This window comes from Zoogloea sp. GW822-FHT05C07 (assembly GCF_058800215.1).
Window position 1 is genome coordinate 2,875,423 of record NZ_CM179510.1, and the last position, 18,659, is coordinate 2,894,081.

General features: G+C 64.1%; 22 protein-coding genes and 1 riboswitch. All 22 genes read right to left on the bottom strand.

All coding sequences use genetic code 11. The annotated features are described in order from the left end of the window. Positions 1-228: 228 nt before the first annotated feature. The 22 genes from AC3QL2_RS13470 to AC3QL2_RS13575 all read right to left on the bottom strand — a co-directional run bounded on the left by AC3QL2_RS13470 (position 229) and on the right by AC3QL2_RS13575 (position 18,591). Positions 229-1,227 carry a PEP-CTERM sorting domain-containing protein gene (locus tag AC3QL2_RS13470; protein WP_493230904.1) on the bottom strand — a complete coding sequence of 333 codons (999 nt, stop codon included), beginning with the start codon at positions 1,225-1,227 and terminating at the stop codon, positions 229-231. Between the two features lie 250 nt (positions 1,228-1,477). Beyond that, positions 1,478-2,140, bottom strand: coding sequence for a DUF799 domain-containing protein (locus tag AC3QL2_RS13475; RefSeq protein ID WP_493230905.1), 663 nt, complete (start codon positions 2,138-2,140; stop codon positions 1,478-1,480). 37 nt (positions 2,141-2,177) lie between these two features. Beyond that, positions 2,178-2,561 (bottom strand): DUF4810 domain-containing protein, encoded by a 384-nt coding sequence (locus AC3QL2_RS13480; protein ID WP_493230906.1) that lies wholly within the window; start codon positions 2,559-2,561, stop codon positions 2,178-2,180. Continuing rightward, a complete protein-coding gene (locus AC3QL2_RS13485; RefSeq protein ID WP_493230907.1) occupies positions 2,558-3,232 on the bottom strand; it encodes a CsgG/HfaB family protein in 675 nt (224 codons plus the stop codon). Before AC3QL2_RS13485 ends, AC3QL2_RS13480 begins: the two co-directional genes overlap by 4 nt. Before the next feature lie 94 nt (positions 3,233-3,326). Then, positions 3,327-3,842, bottom strand: a complete 516-nt coding sequence (locus tag AC3QL2_RS13490) for a hypothetical protein (protein ID WP_493230908.1) — start codon at positions 3,840-3,842, stop codon at positions 3,327-3,329. A 331-nt stretch (positions 3,843-4,173) separates the two neighbouring features. Further along, entirely contained in the window at positions 4,174-4,656 is a 483-nt protein-coding gene (locus tag AC3QL2_RS13495) for a YfbM family protein (RefSeq protein WP_493230909.1), read from the bottom strand. Between the two features lie 16 nt (positions 4,657-4,672). After that, a complete protein-coding gene (locus AC3QL2_RS13500) occupies positions 4,673-5,041 on the bottom strand; it encodes a hypothetical protein (protein WP_493230910.1) in 369 nt (122 codons plus the stop codon). A gap of 290 nt (positions 5,042-5,331) precedes the next feature. After that, complete coding sequence (locus AC3QL2_RS13505; RefSeq protein WP_493230911.1) at positions 5,332-5,502, bottom strand: DUF2256 domain-containing protein; 171 nt, start codon at positions 5,500-5,502, stop codon at positions 5,332-5,334. An 826-nt stretch (positions 5,503-6,328) separates the two neighbouring features. After that, on the bottom strand, positions 6,329-7,486 hold the full coding sequence (locus AC3QL2_RS13510) for an ABC transporter substrate-binding protein (RefSeq protein ID WP_493230913.1): 1,158 nt from the start codon (positions 7,484-7,486) through the stop codon (positions 6,329-6,331). A 128-nt stretch (positions 7,487-7,614) separates the two neighbouring features. Further along, entirely contained in the window at positions 7,615-8,841 is a 1,227-nt protein-coding gene (locus tag AC3QL2_RS13515; RefSeq protein WP_493230914.1) for a hypothetical protein, read from the bottom strand. 10 nt (positions 8,842-8,851) lie between these two features. Beyond that, complete coding sequence (locus tag AC3QL2_RS13520; protein WP_493230915.1) at positions 8,852-9,616, bottom strand: hypothetical protein; 765 nt, start codon at positions 9,614-9,616, stop codon at positions 8,852-8,854. Between the two features lie 18 nt (positions 9,617-9,634). Beyond that, complete coding sequence (locus AC3QL2_RS13525) at positions 9,635-10,141, bottom strand: hypothetical protein (RefSeq protein ID WP_493230916.1); 507 nt, start codon at positions 10,139-10,141, stop codon at positions 9,635-9,637. Continuing rightward, positions 10,138-10,416, bottom strand: coding sequence for a DnaJ domain-containing protein (locus tag AC3QL2_RS13530; protein WP_493230917.1), 279 nt, complete (start codon positions 10,414-10,416; stop codon positions 10,138-10,140). The genes AC3QL2_RS13525 and AC3QL2_RS13530 overlap by 4 nt, the downstream gene beginning before the upstream one ends. Before the next feature lie 5 nt (positions 10,417-10,421). Beyond that, positions 10,422-11,279: a methylenetetrahydrofolate reductase [NAD(P)H] gene (metF, locus tag AC3QL2_RS13535; RefSeq protein WP_493230918.1), complete on the bottom strand. Its 858-nt coding sequence runs from the start codon at positions 11,277-11,279 to the stop codon at positions 10,422-10,424. Between the two features lie 55 nt (positions 11,280-11,334). Continuing rightward, positions 11,335-12,747 (bottom strand): adenosylhomocysteinase, encoded by a 1,413-nt coding sequence (ahcY, locus tag AC3QL2_RS13540; RefSeq protein WP_493230919.1) that lies wholly within the window; start codon positions 12,745-12,747, stop codon positions 11,335-11,337. Positions 12,748-12,848: 101 nt separating this feature from the next. Then, positions 12,849-12,957, bottom strand: a riboswitch (S-adenosyl-L-homocysteine riboswitch). Between the two features lie 54 nt (positions 12,958-13,011). Next, positions 13,012-14,826, bottom strand: coding sequence for a protein-disulfide reductase DsbD (gene dsbD / locus AC3QL2_RS13545; protein ID WP_493230920.1), 1,815 nt, complete (start codon positions 14,824-14,826; stop codon positions 13,012-13,014). Positions 14,827-14,913: 87 nt separating this feature from the next. Next, complete coding sequence (cutA, locus tag AC3QL2_RS13550; RefSeq protein ID WP_493230921.1) at positions 14,914-15,249, bottom strand: divalent-cation tolerance protein CutA; 336 nt, start codon at positions 15,247-15,249, stop codon at positions 14,914-14,916. A 7-nt stretch (positions 15,250-15,256) separates the two neighbouring features. Continuing rightward, positions 15,257-16,057 carry an ABC transporter permease gene (locus AC3QL2_RS13555; protein WP_493230922.1) on the bottom strand — a complete coding sequence of 267 codons (801 nt, stop codon included), beginning with the start codon at positions 16,055-16,057 and terminating at the stop codon, positions 15,257-15,259. Positions 16,058-16,063: 6 nt separating this feature from the next. After that, positions 16,064-17,020 (bottom strand): ATP-binding cassette domain-containing protein, encoded by a 957-nt coding sequence (locus AC3QL2_RS13560; protein WP_493230923.1) that lies wholly within the window; start codon positions 17,018-17,020, stop codon positions 16,064-16,066. Beyond that, positions 17,020-17,628, bottom strand: a complete 609-nt coding sequence (locus AC3QL2_RS13565; protein WP_493230924.1) for a glutathione S-transferase — start codon at positions 17,626-17,628, stop codon at positions 17,020-17,022. The genes AC3QL2_RS13560 and AC3QL2_RS13565 overlap by 1 nt, the downstream gene beginning before the upstream one ends. 13 nt (positions 17,629-17,641) lie before the next feature. After that, on the bottom strand, positions 17,642-18,280 hold the full coding sequence (locus AC3QL2_RS13570; RefSeq protein WP_493230925.1) for an alpha/beta hydrolase: 639 nt from the start codon (positions 18,278-18,280) through the stop codon (positions 17,642-17,644). A gap of 2 nt (positions 18,281-18,282) precedes the next feature. Next, positions 18,283-18,591, bottom strand: a complete 309-nt coding sequence (locus AC3QL2_RS13575) for a (2Fe-2S) ferredoxin domain-containing protein (protein ID WP_481120831.1) — start codon at positions 18,589-18,591, stop codon at positions 18,283-18,285. Positions 18,592-18,659: the final 68 nt, after the last annotated feature.

Sequence of the window (18,659 nt, forward strand, 5' to 3'; positions counted from 1 at the left end):
TAGCACCTATGAGAGGTGCAAGGCGAGACGTTTGCCGAAATCGTGTCTGTGCATTGGAGTACACGAATGGAATGTTAGCAAACGTCATTTGGATTACGAGATTGGAATATTAAAGTGTCGCTTGAATGCGGAATGAATGCTCCTTTCGCCGTCGTTCGATGATGGAAAAAGGGCGTTAAAAGGGTCTTCGTGCCAGGCTGTGGGTGTCCGGCACGAAGCACTGCAATTTCAGGCCCTTTGGCGGCGGGCCAGTAGTGCCCCGATGATGCCGAGGCCGAGCAGGCTCAGCGTCGCCGGTTCCGGAACAGAGCTGCAGCGAGTGCCGCATTGCGAGCCGGCACCGACGAGTGGCGCCACGTCGTCGATCGCTCCATTTACGAAGATCGAGCCGAACCAGTCCGGATTCGTGATGTCATGAGACTGGGTATAGTCCAGCAGGGTCAGTCGGCCACAGCCGGCGACCAACGCGATACCGGTGCCGGTGACCGCGCCCTGGTCGAAGTCGCAGGTGAATTGCGTGCCGCTCACCTTGAGGCCCGAACCGTCGGTGGCATTCATCGTGCCCGTATGGCCATCACCGAACATGGTGATCATGTTGGTGAATGGATCGAAGATCAGTCCGTGGGCGGGAAGAACCGACGAATGGAGACGTGTGGTGACACCGGTGGAAAGATCGATGGTGCCGACGTTGCCGAATCCGTTGGGGCTTCCGTTCACATAGAAGACCGTACCGCCCATGCCGAACGCGATCTGCGTGATGCCGCCATCGTTCCCCGTAATGGTCGTCGGCGTACTGCCCGTGCCGATGGGGAGCGATAGCGTGTTGAGTCTCCCGCCGAAATCGCTGGTGTAAACCTTGTTGCCGTTTGGATCGAGGGTAAGGTGATAGGTCGGCGTTCCGGTGAATTGGGTATTCACCACGGCGCCACTGGTCTTGTTCACTTCATAGACATTGCCGGAGCCCTGCCCGCCAACCAGCAGATTCCCGTTGGGCGCAAAGATGATGCCGTCTGCACCGTTGGTGGAAGCAATATTGGTGTTATTGGTGAGGTTATAGCTGTTCGTCGCGGTGCTGTAATTGAAATCGATGCTCCAGACGTTCTGCCCTCCGTTGTAGGTGGTGTAAAAAAGCGTTCCCGAGAAGAGGGTTGCTTCCGCATTCACTGCCCCCGCCACCAGCACCAGCGAAAGAGTGGTACGCAGCATCCTGGCCAGCATTCTGCTCATGTCTTCCTCCTTTGGGTTTTGTCGCGCTGCAAGAGGCTGCGACTGAACTCACCAAGCAAGAAGCAGGCTGACGCGATTAGATGATTAATTAATCAGAAATTTCCTGCAGATGTGGGTGAAAGCTTGAAGTGGCGTGTAAAGCCCTTCGACATCGATGCTCTGCAATGTCTTTCGCTGGTCTTTCGCATTTCTTGCGGGGAGCTTGCTGTTGGCTTTGCTGAGCGCCCCGCCTGATTGTCCCATCCGGCGCTCAAGGCGTCGGCGAGCCGTCCTTCAGATACTTTGGAGAACGGGGTCCATAAAGAATTCCATTCGGTTGCCCAGCCGAGAGCAGACGGCTGCTGGTGATGCCGGCAATAGCGTGTCCCCGGTTGGAAAGGGTGTCGCCGATCTGGGAAATGATGGCCTTGACCAGCAAACCGACAATGCCACCGCCGGAGTTATTGTCGGTCTCGCTGGTGGACGCCGTTGCGCTGCCTTCCCACAGGGTTGCCCCGGAACGCAGATCCACCAGCTTGCCGTTTGCTGTCACCCGCGTCTCGCTCGACACCACCATATAGGACGTGCCGTATTGCTTGACGTTGATATACAGCGCCGCATCCGCGCCGAAGATCTGGCGCAGTTTGTCGATGGCAATCTCGTGGATGTCGGCGGGCGCCGTCAGGCCGTTTTGCCGGAAGGCCTCGTCGACCAGCGTCACTGGGAGCACGTAATAGCCCGACTCGGCCAGCGGGAGCGTCGTCTGCGACCACAGGCTGTAGGTTGCGCCGATGTCCGGCGAACCGTTGAGGGGCGGAAGGACGAGGATGGAGGCCGGCCGGCTTTGCTGGAAAGCCGAGTAGTCGTATTTCTTGCCTTGCGTCGCACAGCCGCCCAGCAGCAAGGCGGCGGCAAGCAGGGTGGTCCATTTCATGGCGTATTTCTCTTTCATCGTGTGCCTCGACGGACCGTCAGGGGGAGACCTTCTTCAGCAGGAAATCCATGAACGTTGTGCTTTCCGGAAACTGCTGCTTCTCTGCTTCGAGGTTCTGTTTCATGCGATCGGTGCGCCCGCTCTGACCGTACAGCATCGCCAGATGCGCCTGAAAGCCGGGGGGCAGGGGCTTGCCCTGGGCCGCGGCTTTTTCACGCGTCGCTTCCAGGGCCTGGATCTGATCCTCCGGCCCCTTTTCCCCCTTGAAATAGGTGTAGACCTGGGGCTGATAGTCGCCCCAGTAATAGACGGATTGCGGACGGTTGGCGCAGCCCGTCGTCAGGGTGGCGGACAGCACTGCTGCGGCCAGCAAACCATTTCTGCAAAAGCGATACATGGCGAGGGCGTCGGCGCGGATCAATTGACGGGGCGCCACGCGCCGCTTTCAATGCCGCCCACGAGGCTGTCCACCGCCTCGCGTATCGCCAGATCGAGCACCTTGCCGTTGAGGGTCGAGTCATAACTGGCCGTGCCGCCGAAACCGATCACCTCCCGGTTGGACAGACTGTATTCACCAGCGCCCTGGGCCGAATAAACGACTTCAGCGGTCTGCACATCCACTACATTCAGTGTCACTTTGGCATAGGCGATCTGCTGCTTGCCGCGCCCCAGGATGCCGAACAACTGGTGATCGCCAACTTCCTTCCGGCCGAATTCGGTGACATCACCGGTAATGACGAAACGCGCGCCCTTCAAGGTCTGCGTCGTCTTGCTCAGCGCCGCCTCCTGCTTGATCTCGCTCATGTTGTCGCGGTCCAGCACATTGAAGCGGTTGCTCTGCTGGAGATGCCCGATCAGGATCGTCTTGGCCTGGCTACCGAGGCGGTCCACCCCGTCGGTGAAAATGCCGCGCATGAACGTGGAGCGATTGTCGAACTTGCCCACGGAAATGGGATTGCGCACGCCACTATAAGGCCGCGCCGCCGACGCGGATTTGGCAACGGCAAGGCTGCGGGAATCTTCGGTCGCACAGCCACTCAGCACGCCAATGGCGCCGACCAGAACAATTGCGGGAACAAGGACGCGTTTCATGTTTCTCTTCTCGGAGTCGATGGGGATGTTTTCGGCATCATTGTATGTTCCCGTAATGATCCGGTCTGTGAACCGGGGCACAGGGGCTGGCCATTCACGGGCGAATGGGTTGTGTCCGTCGGCGATGCGTTAGTCTGCGTATCGCCACCACGGCCAGTCCGAACACGCCTGCATAGATGCAGAACCGATGCAACGCAGCCAGCGATACCAGCCCCTGAAAGGGATTGGCGGAACTGAATGGCGCCAGTGGCTGGATGTCACCGTGCATCAGGCCATCCAGCACGATGTGGGTATAGCCACCAAGCACGGCGCCGACGATGACGGGGAGTGGGGTGAGCGACTTCCAGCCGAACAGGTTGGGAATGAAACGGACCTTGGTACTTGCTTTCAACAGCCCGATAAACAAGGCCACCGTCAGCCCTATCGCGAAGGACACCCCAATGAAGGTATGGAAGAAGCGGTGCAGCGGATACTGGCGGGTGAGCATGTAATACAGCGGCTCGATATCGACCACCACATTGGCTGCGCAGAAGGCGAGAAAGCTGACGCGGCGTGGCGCCAGAGCATGAAGGACTGCGCCGGGGCCGAAATGGAATGGTGTGAATGGCATACGTTTCTCCTTGGTCCCTAGGCGGATATTAGGAGCCATTGCTCCGCCCTCCGTTTAGTTGTGGGAGGTGGAGATGCCCGATGACAAGCTTGCACAGGCCCATTCCACCAAGCCCATCTACAAGCGCGTTTCCTTTTAGGGAGGTACAGGCAATGGATATGCCATCGTATTGTACCGCCACCAGAAGTCCGCGAATTGGCAATGTGCTGAACGCACTGATGATGCAAGGAGGTAGAGGTTGTCGATTGATATTGTCTCGCGCTGGATGCTTGGAGTTCAGCGCGAGATTTCAATATGTCCGTGTGAGGAAAATGCAAAAGCTTAGAGATGTTCAGTTGATGAAGAGAATTGCGGCCAATTCTCTTTCTGCAGCCATTTCGTAAAAGCGTTTGGCTTCAAGAAAGTTATCTGTAATGTAGTCCAAGGCGCCGTCGCCATCTTCCCAAATCCGAGGATAGATATCGGCGTTGCTCAACGCAGTTGGATCAAATCTAGCTCGAAAGTCGGTTTCCGATATTTGGCCAAGTGCAACTGCTACTTCTTTGACATCAGATGCAGACATTCCCCTGGCGGGGCCGTAACCAACATCTTCTTCGCCGATTGGTATGCCACCCATGATGACTTGGGCAAGCGGTCCAGCCCCGCCGTATTGCTCTCCTGTCAGCATGAAGTGGATTCCGTGCCACGCCTTATCGAGATCAACAGTTTCAGATGCTTGCGTTTCATAGAGGACCATAGGAACGGACTCAGGATTAGCGTATAGCGCATCCAGTTCGGTTTGGGGTAACGCTAGGAAATTTCCAATCATCGACATGGGGATTCTCCGGGTATCAACTGTTGCGACCGACGGTTACTTCATTTGCGGATTTGCCGGACGCCTTCCCCCGCCCCTTCTTCTCCGACTTCTTCTTCAACCCCAGCGCCGCCAGTTCGTCCGAATCCGGGCCGTAGATGGCCTTGACCTGGTTTTTCACGCCGAGGATCAGTTCGTGGAATTCGTGCTGCGCGGCGATGAGGGCGTCGCGGGTGGCGGCGTGGGTGTTGCGGGCGTGGAGCTCGGCTTCGTGGGCGGCGTTCAGGCGCTCGTAGGCGGCGCTGACGGCAGGGAAGCTGTAGCCGTCCTTGTACGGCTGGTAGTGGGGGATGCCTTTGAGGGCGCGGTAGGTGTCTTCGTCGGCCCTGAGATGTTGCGGCGACATGCGGACTTTGGTGGGGTTGGCCATGGCGTGTGTGTGGTGGGCAAGAAGCTGGAGACGCTGTCTATGCCCGATACACTACGATGGCGTATGCATTTTGGGCTGTGAAGTGATGCACTCGGAAGCCCGGAAGTGAGTTCGGCGGGGGGCGATTGAACTTCGCGGGTAGGCGAAGAACATTCGCGAGGTGGCGAAGAGGATTCAGTGATGCGAGATAAATGTTCTGGAGGTGCCGAAATTTATTCGGGTGGCTCAGAACACTTTTATGAGATGGATGAAGTCATTTCGCATGGTCAAGAAATGACTTCCGGGTTGCGAGATGCTTTATCGGAGCAATATTTGACCTCTGCCCAGACTGACGCCCATTCTTTTCGCCACAGGAATGGCCTGCCGCAGCATGCGCAGATCTTGCTCGGAAGATCGGACTTTTTCGTGCTGTGCGTGCGGGAGGTGGGTGGGCTCAAGGTGTGGCGGTACCCATGATCGACATCATACGGGCCGCAGCCATGACGAAGAGCGCTGCCAGAGCCTTGCTGGCCGGCTCTTGCATTCCATCGTGTGTTGGCTTGCTGTTAGTTCTGAAGGGCCCAGGCGACGCCTTCGGTCGAGGCGTAATGCAGGGCAGCGGTTTGACTCGTGAAGCTGGGTTTGAAACGCATGATCCGGGTCGTGGTGGATGTGCCTCTGCCCGAGTGGATGGACACCGATGCGGCAAAGCCGCCGTCGGAGTCTTGCTTCGTCATGGGGGAAACGCGGAAGCGGCCTACAGTGATGGGTGTGGTGTTGTGCATAGTTTTATTTTTTGAGATGGCGCGTGCCATGCAGGATGAATTTAATAAGACAAGGCCTACCGTGTCTTGAGGCGTACCCCAGGAGTGCGACGTCACGACCGAGCAAATCCGATTGCCCGTGATGTCGTGGGTACGCAGTGCTTGCCGGTGCCAAACGCGATGACGCGCTATGGCTCGTCCGCCGGTTTGTTTTCAAGAAGGGGAAGGCTTCGCATCCGGGCGTTCCGTTGGCGCCATGGCTGGCAAATTCGGAACGCTGCGTCTGGATGGGAGGGTTGCCGCTGCTTGCGCGATAGGCGCTATTGAAATTCACGAAAAGCCCCGGTTGGTGGTGGGCTTCTTGGTGAATTGGTGGCGCACCCTACCATGCGTGGGCCGGATTGTGCAATAGATTTGTGTCGTGATTGTGACGGCGCTTCTGACTTTTGCGTTTCAGGGGCTCGAAGGATTCAGCGCGGTTGGCCTTGGCCTCCGGGCTCCCTTGGTGTCTGCTGCGCGCTTAGTGCAGCAGCTTGCCGCCGCTGCCGAGGATGGTGACTTCGGCGAAGTGGGAGCCCTGGCGTTTGCCGGGGCCGAAGTCGAGGGTGTAGCCGCCGGCGTCGTAGTTGCGCAGGCTTTCGAGGGCGGTGGTGAGTTTTTCGCGGGTGGGTTGGGGGCCGGCGCGGCGCAGGCCTTCGACGAGGACCTTGGCGGCGATGAAGCCTTCCAGCGTGGTGTAGGTGAGGCCGGCTTTGGGTTGCAAGGGCTTGGGGAGGGCTTCGAATTCGCGCACCAGCGGCAGCGCGGCGTTGCCGGGGTAGGGCATGACCTGGGAGATGGCGATGCCGGTGGCGTCGGGGCCGAGTTCGTTGGCGAGGGCTTTGACGCCGACGACGGAGACGGCGAATAGCTGGGCGGTGCTGCCGCCCTGCTTGAGCTTGCGGACGAAGTTGGCGGTGGCCTTGTATGTGCTGAACATGATCACCGCCTGCGGGTCGGCGGCGGTGATGCTGCGCACGGCGGGGGCGATGTCGAGGGTGTTCTTGTCGAAGGCGCCTTTGGCGGCAATGGTCAGGTTGCGCCTGCGCAGGGCCTTGGTGACGCCATCCACGCCGGAGATGCCGAGGGTATCGTTCTGGTAGAAAACGGCGATGCGGGTGACGCCGGTGGTGGTGAGCTGGCGGACGATCTTCTCGGCTTCGTCGCCGTAGCTGGCGCGCACCCAGAAGGTGTAGGGGGAGGTCTGGTTGCGCAGGTCGTCGGAGCCGGTGTAGGGGGCGACGGAGGGCACCTTGCGTTCGTCGAGCAGGGGCATGACGGCCCAGTAGTTGGCGGTGCCCATGATGCCGAGGAAGGCCAGCACCTTGTCGTTGTCGAGCTGCTTCTTGACGTTCTGCACGGCGCGTTCGGGCACGTAGGCGTCGTCGTCGCTGACGAGTTCTATCTTCTTGCCGTGGATGCCGCCCTTGCTGTTGATCCACTTGAGGTAGGCGTCGGCGCCGTCGCGCAGTTCGGTGCCGAGCTCGGCCAGCGGGCCGCTGAGGGCGGCGCTCTGGCCGATGCGGATGGTGTCGCTCGCGACAGAGGCTTCGGGGGCGGCGTGCAGCGGGGTGCTGGCAATCAGCAGGCTGCCGATCAGCGTGGTCAGGGCCGGCAGGACCCGGGCGGGAAATCCCATGACAGTCTCCATGAACAGGGTGACGGAGCCGATCTGTTGCCGGCTCTCGATTGTTGGAGGCGCGATTTTATCCGCAAGCGATGCCTTGCGGATATGGGGGTGTCATGGTTTTGGCGCGATGCCGGGGGTCAGCCGCGTTTTTTCCAGCTGGCGCGGCAGGTGTCCTGCAGGTAGTCGAGGACGTCGCCCTCGTCGTGCTGGTCGAGCTGCATGCGGGCTTCGGGGCCGAGGTCTTCGAGCCACATGCGGCGCACGTCGGCCTGGTATTCGAAGGGGACGACGTTTTCGATGAAGTGGGCGACGGCCTGTTCGTCGAAGCCCTTGTCGCGGAAGTTGTCCCAGATCTGCAGGGCGTCCTTCTTGCGCAGGCTGCGGGTCGGTTCGACGCCGGTGGCGATCATCAGCAGCACGCCACACTGCACGTCGGTGTGGTCGCCCTGGCGGCCGGTGATGTGCTGCCATTCTTCGGCGCGGGCCTTGTCGTGGTGGGTGATCTCGTCGACGGAGCTGGTGTCGAAGAAGAACAGCCCGGAGAAGCGGTCCTGGTTGCGGTAGAGCTCGGTGGCGGGCACTTCGCGGATCACCGGCAGCACCTTGGCGATGAAGCGTTCCTTCTCCTTCTCCATCAGGCTGCGCAGGTGGGCGGGGGCGTCCTCCAGCCAGGCGTCGAGGGTCGGGAAGGCGGGGCTGCGTTTCTTGAGCGCGGCTTCGTGCAGCTTCATGAAGCGGTCGACGCTGAAGAAGCCGGCGGGCTTGCGTTCGCTGAGCAGGATCAGCAGCGCGCTGTTGATCACCGATTCGCTGAACACGTGCCATTCGGTGGCGTCGTCGCGGCTCACGCCGAACTTGCCAGCCAGCCAGTAGGCCAGCTCGATGTGGTGCTGGTGCTGCTCGCGGGCGCGCCGTTCGGCGAGGTAGCGCGAGAAGGTGATCGGCGTGACCGAGGTGTGCTTGTCGAGAAAGTCTTTCTCGTTCTCGCGCAACACCTCGGGGCCGGCCAGCAGGCGCTCGCTGGGCAGGGCGTGGAGCTTGCGCAGGCGGTCGGCGCCGGCCTTGGAGAGGGCCAGCAGCGTCTTGTCGCGCAGCAGTTGGGTGGCGACGTCCATGCGTCCACCGGATTCCGCTTCGAGGGCCAGGCCGACGAGGGTCACCAGCCGGTTGCGGGCCATTTCCAGTTCGGGGCGCAGGTTGGCGGTACCGAAGTAGGCCGCCAACTGCACAATGCCCTTGGCACCTTCCTTGTGGATGCCGTCCAGGCGGCCGGCATCTACGTGGTGGTTCTTCAGCGCGTGGCGCAGCACCCGTTCGAAATAGGGGCTGGTGTCGACGGTGGCGAGAGCGGTATCGATGGACATGGGCGTCGGATCAGATCGCGGATTCTTCGTCGTCCTCTTCCAGGCGCGGTACGCCCGGTTCGGATTCGGCCGGCAGGCGGGCGGCTTCGGCGGCGCGCTGGAGGCGGTCCTGGATCTCGATGACCAGCAGCTCGAAGGTGTCCTGGAACTCGTGGCGCAGCACCCAGGCGGTTTCCATCCAGTCGCTGTCGGCCACTTCGGAGCGGGACATGCGCACGCGCACCATCTCGATCGCGTCACCGATCTCCAGGCCCTGGTCGAGCTCGTCCACGCGCTCGGCGTCCCAGGTGATGGCGGACTTGGGGGCGAAGGCCTTTTCTGCGTCGATCTCCTGTTCGAACACGCCGTGGAAGGCGAGGGCGAGCAGGGAGTCGTAGTGGTCGATGAAGTAGTCGGCCAGCAGGCGCACGCCTTCGTCGTGCTCGGCGAGGCATTCCAGCACTTCGGCGCAGGACGGGCCGGTGCGGTGCATGACGGCGTTCATGGTGTTGCGCAGGCGCGGCACGTACTTCTCGAGGGGCTCGCCGTACTGGCGTTCGAGGAGGATGGCCTGGACGAACTGCTCGGGGCTGACCAGCAGGTTGATGACCGATTCCTTGCTGGCGTCGAATTCGCGCATGACGGCCAGCACGTCCTTGGGGGCCATCTCGTCGAGCACCGCCACCAGGGCGTGGTCGCCTTCCTGTTCGGCGATGACGGCGAGATTGGCTTCGGCTTCGGCGATTTCGCCGGCCTGGATCAAGGCATGGGTTTGCTTGATGACAAGCTCAGACATGGGGAGAAAACCTTTCGATTAACGGTCGACGGCGTCGAAGCCTTGCTCGGACAGCCACTCTTCGCCGGCTTCGCCGAGGTCGTCGCTGTCTTCGTCTTCATCGCTGGTGCTGGGGGCGGCGGCACGGGCAATGGCGCCGCTGCCGAGCATCCATTCGAGCACCGCGGCGGTGACGAGGAAGTCGGCGCCGCCGGCCTGCTTGAGGCTCTGGGCGATGAGCGGCTGGGCCCACGGGGCGATGTCGAGGGATTCGGCGAGTTCGTCCCAGGCCGGGAAGAGGCCGTCGCCGGGTTCGCTTTGCGATACGGCGTGCAAGGCTTTGCCCGAGGTGAAACGGAAGGCGCCGTGGAGGGCGGAGGCCACCATCTCGGGGGCGGTGTCGATCATCGAGAGCAGGAAGGGGAATTCGCTGTGCTTCTCGCGGACGCGCTTCTTGAGCACGTCCTTGCCTTCCGAGTCGGTGCGCAGGTCGTCGATTTCACTGGCGTAGCGCTCGAAAATGTCTTCGAAGTAAAACGAGGTCAAGAAATTACCTTTTCAATGTACGAGGCCCACAGGGATGTGGCCTCCTGCAGCGGATCGTCGATGAGGTTGCGTTGACGCAGGGCGTCGTAGTCGCGGCGCTTGGCCTCATCGGCAAGCAGATCGTAGGCCGCCTGGATGTCGCGAAAGCGCGCCGCGGCGCCCGGATCGGGGTTGCGGTCCGGGTGGTAGAGGCGCGCCGCCTTGCGGTAGGCGGTCTTGATGACTTCCGCCGAGGCGCTCGGCGCGACGCCGAGGACTTCGTAGGGATCGCGCATGGCGTTCAGCCCTGCTTGTTGTTGACCTGGCCGATGCCCAGCCGTTCGCACAGGGCGATGGTGGGGGCGGCCTGGTTCATGCTGTAGAAGTGCAGGCCGGGGGCGCCGGCTTCGATCAGCTTGGCGCACAGCTCGCTGACCACGTCGAGGCCGAAGGCCTTGATGGATTCCGAGTCGTCGCCGAAGGCTTCGAACTTGCGGCGCATCCAGCGCGGGATCTCGGCGCCGCAGGCGTCGGAAAAGCGCGCCAGCTTGGAGAACGAGACGATCGGCATGATGCCCGGCACGATGGGCACGCTGACGCCGAGGCGCTCGCACTCGGTGCGGAAGTGCAGGTAAGCGTCGAGGTTGTAGAAGTACTGGGTGATCGCCGAGTCGGCGCCGGCATCCACCTTGCGCTTGAAGGCCTGCAGGTCGTCCTGCGGGGTGCGCGCCTGGGGGTGGTATTCCGGGTAGGCGGCGACTTCGATGCGGAAGTGGTCGCCGGTCTCGGCGCGGATGAATTCGACCAGCTCGTTGGCGTAGCGCAGCTCGCCCGGATCACCGACGCCGGAGGGCAGGTCGCCGCGCAGCGCGACGATGCGGCGGATGCCTTCGGCCTTGTAGCGCAGCAGGATCTCGCGGATGTGGCTGCGGGTGGAGCCGATGCACGACAGGTGCGGCGCGGCCTGGTGGCCTTCACGCTGGATCTCGAACACCGTCTCGAAGGTGCGCGCCTGGGTGGAGCCGCCGGCACCGAAGGTGACCGAGAAGAACTCGGGCTGCAGCACGGCCAGCTGGGCACGGGTGGCGCGCAGCTTCTCGACGCCTTCCAGGGTCTGGGGCGGGAAGAATTCGATGGAGAAGGGAGTCTTGTTCGGCACGGGATTTCCTCGCGGGCCTGCCGGCGCAGCGGCGCCGGCAGGCAGGGGCCAGCTCTTAGTAGCGGTAGTGCTCGGCCTTGTACGGGCCGGTCTTGGACACGCCGATGTAGGCAGCCTGCTCGTCGGTCAGCTCGGTGAGCTGGGCGTTGAGCTTCTTGAGCTGCAGGCGGGCAACCTTCTCGTCCAGATGCTTGGGCAGCGTGTACACGCCCACCGGGTAGTCGGCGGTACGGGTGTACAGCTCGATCTGGGCGATGGTCTGGTTGGCGAAGGAGCTGGACATCACGTAGGACGGATGGCCGGTGCCGCAGCCGAGGTTAACCAGGCGGCCCTTGGCGAGCAGGATGATGCGCTTGCCGTCCGGGAAGATCACGTGGTCGACCTGGGGCTTGATCTCTTCCCACTGGTACTTCTCGATGGAGGCGACGTCGATCTCGTTGTCGAAGTGGCCGATGTTGCAGACGATGGCCTGGTCCTTCATGGCGGCCATGTGGTCGTGCGTGATGACGTGGAAGTTACCGGTGGTGGTGACGAAGATGTCGGCCTTGTCGGCGGCGTATTCCATGGTGACCACGCGGTAGCCTTCCATGGCGGCCTGCAGCGCGCAGATCGGGTCGATCTCGGTGACCCACACCTGGGCGGAGAGGGCGCGCAGGGCCTGGGCGGAGCCCTTGCCCACGTCGCCGTAACCGGCGACCACGGCGACCTTGCCGGCGACCATCACGTCGGTGGCGCGCTTGATGCCGTCCACCAGCGATTCGCGGCAGCCGTACAGGTTGTCGAACTTGGACTTGGTGACCGAGTCATTGACGTTGATGGCCGGGAACTTGAGTTCGCCGCGCTGGTGCATCTGGTACAGGCGATGCACGCCGGTGGTGGTTTCCTCGGTGACGCCCTTGATGGCGGCCAGGCGCACGGAGTACCAGGTCGGATCGACGGCCAGCTTGGCCTTGATGGCGGCGAAGAGGATGGTCTCTTCTTCGGACGAGGGCTTGGCGATGACGGACAGATCCTTCTCGGCACGGGCGCCCAGGTGCAGCAGCAGGGTCGCGTCGCCGCCGTCGTCGAGGATCATGTTGGAGTAGCCGCCGTCGGCCCACTCGAAGATGCGGTGGGTGTAGTCCCAGTAGTCGGCCAGCGATTCGCCCTTGACGGCGAACACCGGGATGGCCTGCGCGGCGATGGCGGCGGCGGCGTGGTCCTGGGTCGAGAAGATGTTGCACGAGGCCCAGCGCACTTCGGCGCCGAGAGCGGTCAGCGTCTCGATCAGCACCGCGGTCTGGATGGTCATGTGCAGGGAGCCGGTGATGCGCGCGCCCTTCAGGGGCTGGGCCGCGGCGAACTCGTCGCGGATGGCCATCAGGCCGGGCATCTCGGTTTCGGCGATGCGGATTTCCTTGCGGCCCCAGTCGGCCAGGGACAGGTCGGCAATAACGAAATCGGTGAACTTTTCAGCCACAGCGTTCATGAGAATTCCTCGAACATGTGGCCGGGAAGGGACTACGCGTGGCTCGGGATGATGGCTCACCGCGTCTCCCCGTGCCCGGCACGGGTTTGCAAACAAGCATGGACGGGTGAGCGCGGTTGCAGGTGGCGGAGAGAAAGACCTCGCGACACCGACATCGAGCCTGGGACGGCGGGCCTTGCACCCGGCAGTCTTGCAGCGCTCCTCGATTCAGGTCGGCGATTATAGCGGATCGACGCTGATTCTCTTGAGAATTTTGCCGCGCTCCTAGTGGGCTGCGTCGAGGACCTTGGCGAAGACTTCCGCTTCCTGGAAGCCGATCACGCGCAGGTCCTGGCGTTCTTCGCCGCCGGGCTTGAAGAAGATGATGCCGGGCGGGCCAAAGAGATTGAAGCGCTTCAGCAGCGCCTTGTCGGCGTCGTTGTTGGCGGTGACGTCGGCCTGCACGAGCTGGAAGCCGGCCAGGCGCTTGGCGACGGCCGGGTCGGCGAAGGTGAAGCGCTCCATCTCCTTGCAGGAGATGCACCAGTCCGCATAGAAGTCGAGCATCACCGGGCGGGTGGCGGTCTTGAGAACCTGGTCGAGTTCCTCCACCGAGGCGACGCGCTGGAACCTGGTTTCGGCTGCGGCGGGGGCACCGGCGGCCTGGGCGCGCAGGATGGCGAGGGGCTGCAGCGGATCGCGGGAGCCGGCCATCGCGCCGATGAACAGCGCCGCGCCGGCGATCAGCGCGAGCACGCCGAAGCCTTTCCAGAAACGCTGCCAGCCGCTGGCGTGGGGCGGCAACGGGTCGAGGGCGTGCAGGTAGATCGCCGAGAACACCAGCAGGCCGGCCCAGGCCAGCATCGGTACGACGCTCGGCAGCACCGGCGTGACCAGCCAGATGGCGACGCCCAGCAGCATCACGCCGAAGGCGCGCTTAACCCCTTCCATCCACGGGCCTGGCTTGGGCAGCGCGCTGCGAGCCAGCACGCCGACGAGCAGCAGCGGGGCCCCCATGCCCAAGGCCATGATGAACAGCGCGGCGCCGCCGAGCGCGGCGTTGCCGGTCTTGGCGATGTAGAGCAGCGCGCCGGCCAGCGGCGCGGCGACGCAGGGGCCGACGATCAGCGCCGACAGGGCGCCCATCAGCAGGATGCCGCCGGGCGAGCCGCTCTGGTGGTTGACGGTGTCGGACAGGCGGCTCTGCAGCGCGATGGGGAGCTGCAGTTCGTAGAAGCCGAACATGGAGCCGGCCAGCACGATGAAGATCAGCGAGAAGGCGCCGAGCACCCAGGGGTTCTGCAGGGCGGCGGACAGCAGCGTGCCGGACAGCCCGGCGGCGACGCCAGCGGCCGCGTAGGTGAGGGCCATGCCGAGCACGTACAGGCTGGACAGGCCGAAGGCGCGGCTCTTGGTGATCGCATGCCCATGGCCGACGATGATGCCGGACAGGATCGGGATCATCGGGAACACGCAAGGCGTCAGCGCCAGCAGCAGGCCGAAGCCGAAGAAGCTGAGCAGGATGGTGGCAGTGCTGCCGCCGGACAGCAGGCGGGCGATGCGGCCAGATTCGTCGTGGCCGTCCGGGGCGGCAGAGGCAGGCGCTGCGCTGGCGGCGGGCGCGTCGCCCTTGCCCAGCGCGCGGGCCAGGAAGCCGCCGGACCCGCTGTCGGCGCCGGCTGCGGCGATGGTGAAGCTCTGCTTCTGCGGCGGGTAGCAGATGCCCATGTCGGCGCAGCCCTGGCTGCTGACTTCCAGCTCGAAGGGCGGCTTGCCGGCGACGATGGGCACCGGGACGACCAGTTCGTGGCGGTAGATCTCCACCTGCCCGAAGGCATCGTCCTTCTTCGGCTTGCCGGGCGGGATGGCTGCTTCGCCGAAGGTCACGCCTTCGGCCTGGAACTTGAAGCGGTGGCGGTACAGGTAGTAGCCGTCGGCGATCTGGAAGCGCACTTCGACGGTGTGGTCGTCCACCGCGCGGGCGGAGACGCGGAAGGCCTGTTCGACCGGCAGCGGCTCTTCGGCGGCGCGGGCGAGGTTGCCGAGCAGGGACAGCGTGAAGAGCAGCAGGGGCAGCAGGAAGGTGCGGATTCGGATCATGGCCGGCAGTGTAGGGGCAGCACGGCCGGGCCGCCCCGCGAATGGATCAAGAAATGGCGCCCGGGCTGTTGAAGGCGCCAGAGGCGTTCAGGTGGCAGCCTGCGTTTCGGCGGCGACCCAGGCCAGGTAGCCGGGCAGACCGTCAGTGACAGGGACTGCGATCAGCTCGGGAAGTTCGTAGGGATGGGCTTCCTGCACGGCGGCCTGCAGCTCGGCGTAGCGGGCGCAGGTGGTCTTGATCAGCAGCGGCACTTCGCTGGCCGTTTCGACGGCGCCCTGCCAGCGATAGACCGAGGTGCATGGGGCCAGGATGTTCACGCAGGCGGCCAGGCGGCGCTCGATCAGCAGCGCGGCGAGGGTGTTGGCCGCGGCCGCGTCGGGCAGGTTGGTGAGGACCAGCAGGGTGTCGTCGGTGGTGCTCATAGGGTTTTCACTTCAGTAGCCTGCGGCGCGTCAGCGCCAGGGCCAGCCAGAAGGCGGCGACGGTGACGGCGGCCAGCATGCCGGCGTGCAGCGCGATGTTCTGCGGCACCTGTCCGAGCAGCAGCGGCCGGGCGAGGCTGACAGCGTGGCTGAGGGGCAGCGCGTCGGCAATGCTGCGTACCGCGGCGGGCAGCTGGCTCTGCGGGAAGAACACGCCGGACAGCAGCGTCATCGGCGTGATGAAGAGAGTGAAGTAGTACATGAAGAAGTCGTAGCTCGGCGCCAGCGCGGTCATGATCAGGCCGAGGGCGGCGAAGCACAGGCCGGTGAGGAATACCACCGGGATCGCCGCCAGCGCCAGCGGCGAGGCGGTGAAGCCGAAGGCAGCGATCACCGCGAGGATCGCCGTGCCGGCCAGGGTGGCCTTGCTGGCGGCCCACACCAGCTCGGCGGCGACGATGTCGTCGAGGGCGATCGGGGCGTTCATGATGGCTTCCCAGGTCTTCTGCACGTGCATGCGCGAGAAGCCGGAGTACAGCGCTTCGAAGGTGGCGGCGTTCATCGTCGAGTAGCACAGCGTGCCGCCGGCCAGGAAGGCGATGTAGGACACGCCCTCGACCTGCGGCACCAGCATGCCGAGGCCGTAGCCGAGGCCCAGCATGTAGATCACCGGGTCGGCCAGGTTGCCGACGATGGACGGCAGGGCGAGCTTCTTCCAGACCAGGAAGTTGCGCCGCCACACCGCGGCGAAGCGCAGGGACAGGCGTGGCGGAGCAAAGTGGCCGCGGCGGCCGGACGGTTTATCCATGGGCGTTCAGTCGCGCAGTTCGCGGCCGGTGAGCTTGAGGAACACGTCCTCCAGGTTGGCCGGGCGGTGGAGGGTGCGCAGGCCGGGCTGATGGGCCAGGTGGGCCAGCAGCGGGGCTGCGTCGTCCGTATAGCAGAAGGCGGTTTCGCCGCTGATCTCGCAGCGCTTGCTGAAATCGGCGGCGTAGCGGGTGGCCCACGCGGCGGCACCGGATTCGGGTCCGGCGGCCTGGCCGTTGCCGGTCCATTCGCCGAACACTTCCACTACTTGCGGTTCGATGTGGGCGGCGATGACTTCCCGCGGGCTGCCCTGGGCGAGGATGCGCCCGGTGTCGAGGATGGCCAGCCGGTGGGCGAGGCGTTCGGCCTCATCCATGAAATGGGTGGTCAGCAGGATCGTCGTGCCTTCCGCGGTGAGGCGGCGCAGGCGCTCCCAGATCAGGTGGCGGGCCTGCGGGTCGAGGCCGGTGGTGGGTTCGTCGAGGATCAGCAGTTCGGGCTTGTTGACCAGCGCGCGGGCCAGCGTGAGGCGCCGCTTCATGCCGCCGGACAGGGACTGGATGCGCGCGTTGTCCTTGCCCTCCAGGCCGGCGAAGGCGAGCAGCTCGGGGATGCGTGGGCGGATCGCGTTCTCGCGGATGCCGAAGTAGCCGGCGAAGACGACCAGGTTCTCGGCGCAGGTGAAGTCCGGGTCGAGGCTGTCGATCTGGGGCACCACGCCGACCCGCATGCGGGCTTCGCGGGCCTGCTCTGGCACCGGCAGCCCGCACAGGCGGATCTCGCCGGCGTTGGGCGCGGTGAGGCCCAGCGCACAGCGCAGCGTGGTGGTCTTGCCGGCGCCGTTGGGGCCGAGCAGCGCGAAGCATTCGCCCGGGCGCAGGCTGAGGTTGAGCCCGCGTACCACTTCACGGGCTTCGCTGCCTTCGCCGAAGCGCTTGACGAGTCCGCTGATCTCGAGGGGCATCAGTTCGGCGGCGGCGTGGTGGATACGAAGGACGGCCGGGCGAGGAGCGGCTCGGCCCAGGCGGCCAGCGCCGTGTGGCGGGAACGCCAGTTGAACTCGGCGAGGCGTAGGTCCAGGTAACCGAGGGCGCAGCCGGCGGCGATGTCGGCGATGCTGAGGGCTTCGTCGCCAAGGCCCAGGCGTTGTTCGAGGCGTTCTTCCAGCGCGGCCAGGCCGCGGCGGATCTTGTCGAGCTGGCGCTGGATGTTGGCGTGATCCTGCTTCGGCAGCGGGCGGCGGCTTTCCAGGAAGGCCGCCACGGCGGCGTCGGTGATGCCGTCGGCGAGGGCCTCGCTCTGGCGCACCGGCAGCGCGGCCAGGCGCTCGGCGGGGATCAGCTCGGGGCCGCCGAGAGTTTCGAGATATTCGGCGATGACCGGCGAGTCGAACCACACCTGGCCGTCGTCGGCGACCAGCGCCGGCACCTTGCCGAGGGGGTTGTAGTCGGGCACGCGGGTTTCGGGAACCCACGGGATATCCACGATCTGCTCGAAGGGCAGGGCCTTTTCGGCCAGCACGATGCGGATCTTGCGTGCGTAGGGGCTGGTGAGGGAGACGACGAGTTTCATTGTTTTTGTGCTGTCAGAGAGGGCGCCACGCCCGTTCGATGATGCTGCGGATGATGTGCAGCTTGCCGTGAAAGAAGTGGTCGGCGCCGGGGACGACGACGACCGGCAGCTCCTGCGGTTCGGCCCATTCCATCACGTTGGTGAGGGCGACGGTCTCGTCGCGCTCGCCATGGATGATCAGGCTGTCCTTGGGTACCGGCAGCGTGGTGTAGCTGCGCGCGCCGGTGACTTCGCCGGCGGCGGTGCCGACCAGCACGATGCGGCCGGGCGGCGTGATGCTGTCGGCCAGGCGGGCGACGACGCGAGTCTGCACGTAGGCGCCGAAGGAGAAGCCGCCGAGGGCCAGCGGCAGGCCGCCCCAGCGGCTCTGCGCCCACGCGATGACGGACAGCATGTCCTCGGTTTCGGCGCCGCCGTTGTCGTGGCTGCCGACGCTCTTGCCGACGCCGCGGAAGTTGGGGCGCAGCGCCGCGTAGCCCATGTCGCGGAAGACCCGCGCCAGGGTGTGGGCGACCTTGTTGGTGTTGGCGCCGTGGAACAGCGGGTGCGGGTGGCAGACCAGCGCGATGCCGCGGACCTGGTCCGGCGTGTCGATGATCAGTTCGATCGCGCCGTCGGGGCCGTTGATGAGGGCGGTTTCGGTGGCGGGCATGATCAGATCTTCAGGCGTTCGACGATGCGGCCGTGTTGCAGGTGCTCGCTGATGATTTCATCCACGTCGGATTTGTCCACGAAGGTGTACCAGACGTTGTCGGGGTACACCACCAGCACCGGGCCTTCGTCGCAGCGGTCGAGGCAGCCGGCCTTGTTGATGCGCACCTTGCCCTTGCCCTTCAGGCCCAGCGCGGCGATACGGTCCTTGGCATAGGTCTGCAGCTCGACGGCGCCCTGGGCTGCGCAGCAGGTTTCGCCGGGGCCGCGCTGGTTGCAGCAGAAGAAGACGTGGTGCTTGAAGTAGCTCATGGGCGGGTCTCCGGGGGAGCGGTTCTGATTGTTGGAATGTGGTCGCGATTATCGGCCAATCGCCCCGT

Coding starts and splice junctions, on each gene's coding strand:
- AC3QL2_RS13575 (WP_481120831.1), bottom strand. CDS start 18,591: ATGAGCTACTTCAAGCACCACGTCTTCTTCTGCTGCAACCAGCGCGGC.
- AC3QL2_RS13520 (WP_493230915.1), bottom strand. CDS start 9,616: ATGTCTGAGCTTGTCATCAAGCAAACCCATGCCTTGATCCAGGCCGGC.
- dsbD (WP_493230920.1), bottom strand. CDS start 14,826: ATGATCCGAATCCGCACCTTCCTGCTGCCCCTGCTGCTCTTCACGCTG.
- AC3QL2_RS13515 (WP_493230914.1), bottom strand. CDS start 8,841: ATGTCCATCGATACCGCTCTCGCCACCGTCGACACCAGCCCCTATTTC.
- AC3QL2_RS13570 (WP_493230925.1), bottom strand. CDS start 18,280: ATGCCCGCCACCGAAACCGCCCTCATCAACGGCCCCGACGGCGCGATC.
- cutA (WP_493230921.1), bottom strand. CDS start 15,249: ATGAGCACCACCGACGACACCCTGCTGGTCCTCACCAACCTGCCCGAC.
- AC3QL2_RS13485 (WP_493230907.1), bottom strand. CDS start 3,232: ATGAAACGCGTCCTTGTTCCCGCAATTGTTCTGGTCGGCGCCATTGGC.
- AC3QL2_RS13500 (WP_493230910.1), bottom strand. CDS start 5,041: ATGTCGCCGCAACATCTCAGGGCCGACGAAGACACCTACCGCGCCCTC.
- AC3QL2_RS13475 (WP_493230905.1), bottom strand. CDS start 2,140: ATGAAATGGACCACCCTGCTTGCCGCCGCCTTGCTGCTGGGCGGCTGT.
- AC3QL2_RS13490 (WP_493230908.1), bottom strand. CDS start 3,842: ATGCCATTCACACCATTCCATTTCGGCCCCGGCGCAGTCCTTCATGCT.
- AC3QL2_RS13510 (WP_493230913.1), bottom strand. CDS start 7,486: ATGGGATTTCCCGCCCGGGTCCTGCCGGCCCTGACCACGCTGATCGGC.
- AC3QL2_RS13565 (WP_493230924.1), bottom strand. CDS start 17,628: ATGAAACTCGTCGTCTCCCTCACCAGCCCCTACGCACGCAAGATCCGC.
- AC3QL2_RS13495 (WP_493230909.1), bottom strand. CDS start 4,656: ATGTCGATGATTGGAAATTTCCTAGCGTTACCCCAAACCGAACTGGAT.
- AC3QL2_RS13555 (WP_493230922.1), bottom strand. CDS start 16,057: ATGGATAAACCGTCCGGCCGCCGCGGCCACTTTGCTCCGCCACGCCTG.
- ahcY (WP_493230919.1), bottom strand. CDS start 12,747: ATGAACGCTGTGGCTGAAAAGTTCACCGATTTCGTTATTGCCGACCTG.
- AC3QL2_RS13560 (WP_493230923.1), bottom strand. CDS start 17,020: ATGCCCCTCGAGATCAGCGGACTCGTCAAGCGCTTCGGCGAAGGCAGC.
- AC3QL2_RS13530 (WP_493230917.1), bottom strand. CDS start 10,416: ATGCGCGATCCCTACGAAGTCCTCGGCGTCGCGCCGAGCGCCTCGGCG.
- AC3QL2_RS13470 (WP_493230904.1), bottom strand. CDS start 1,227: ATGAGCAGAATGCTGGCCAGGATGCTGCGTACCACTCTTTCGCTGGTG.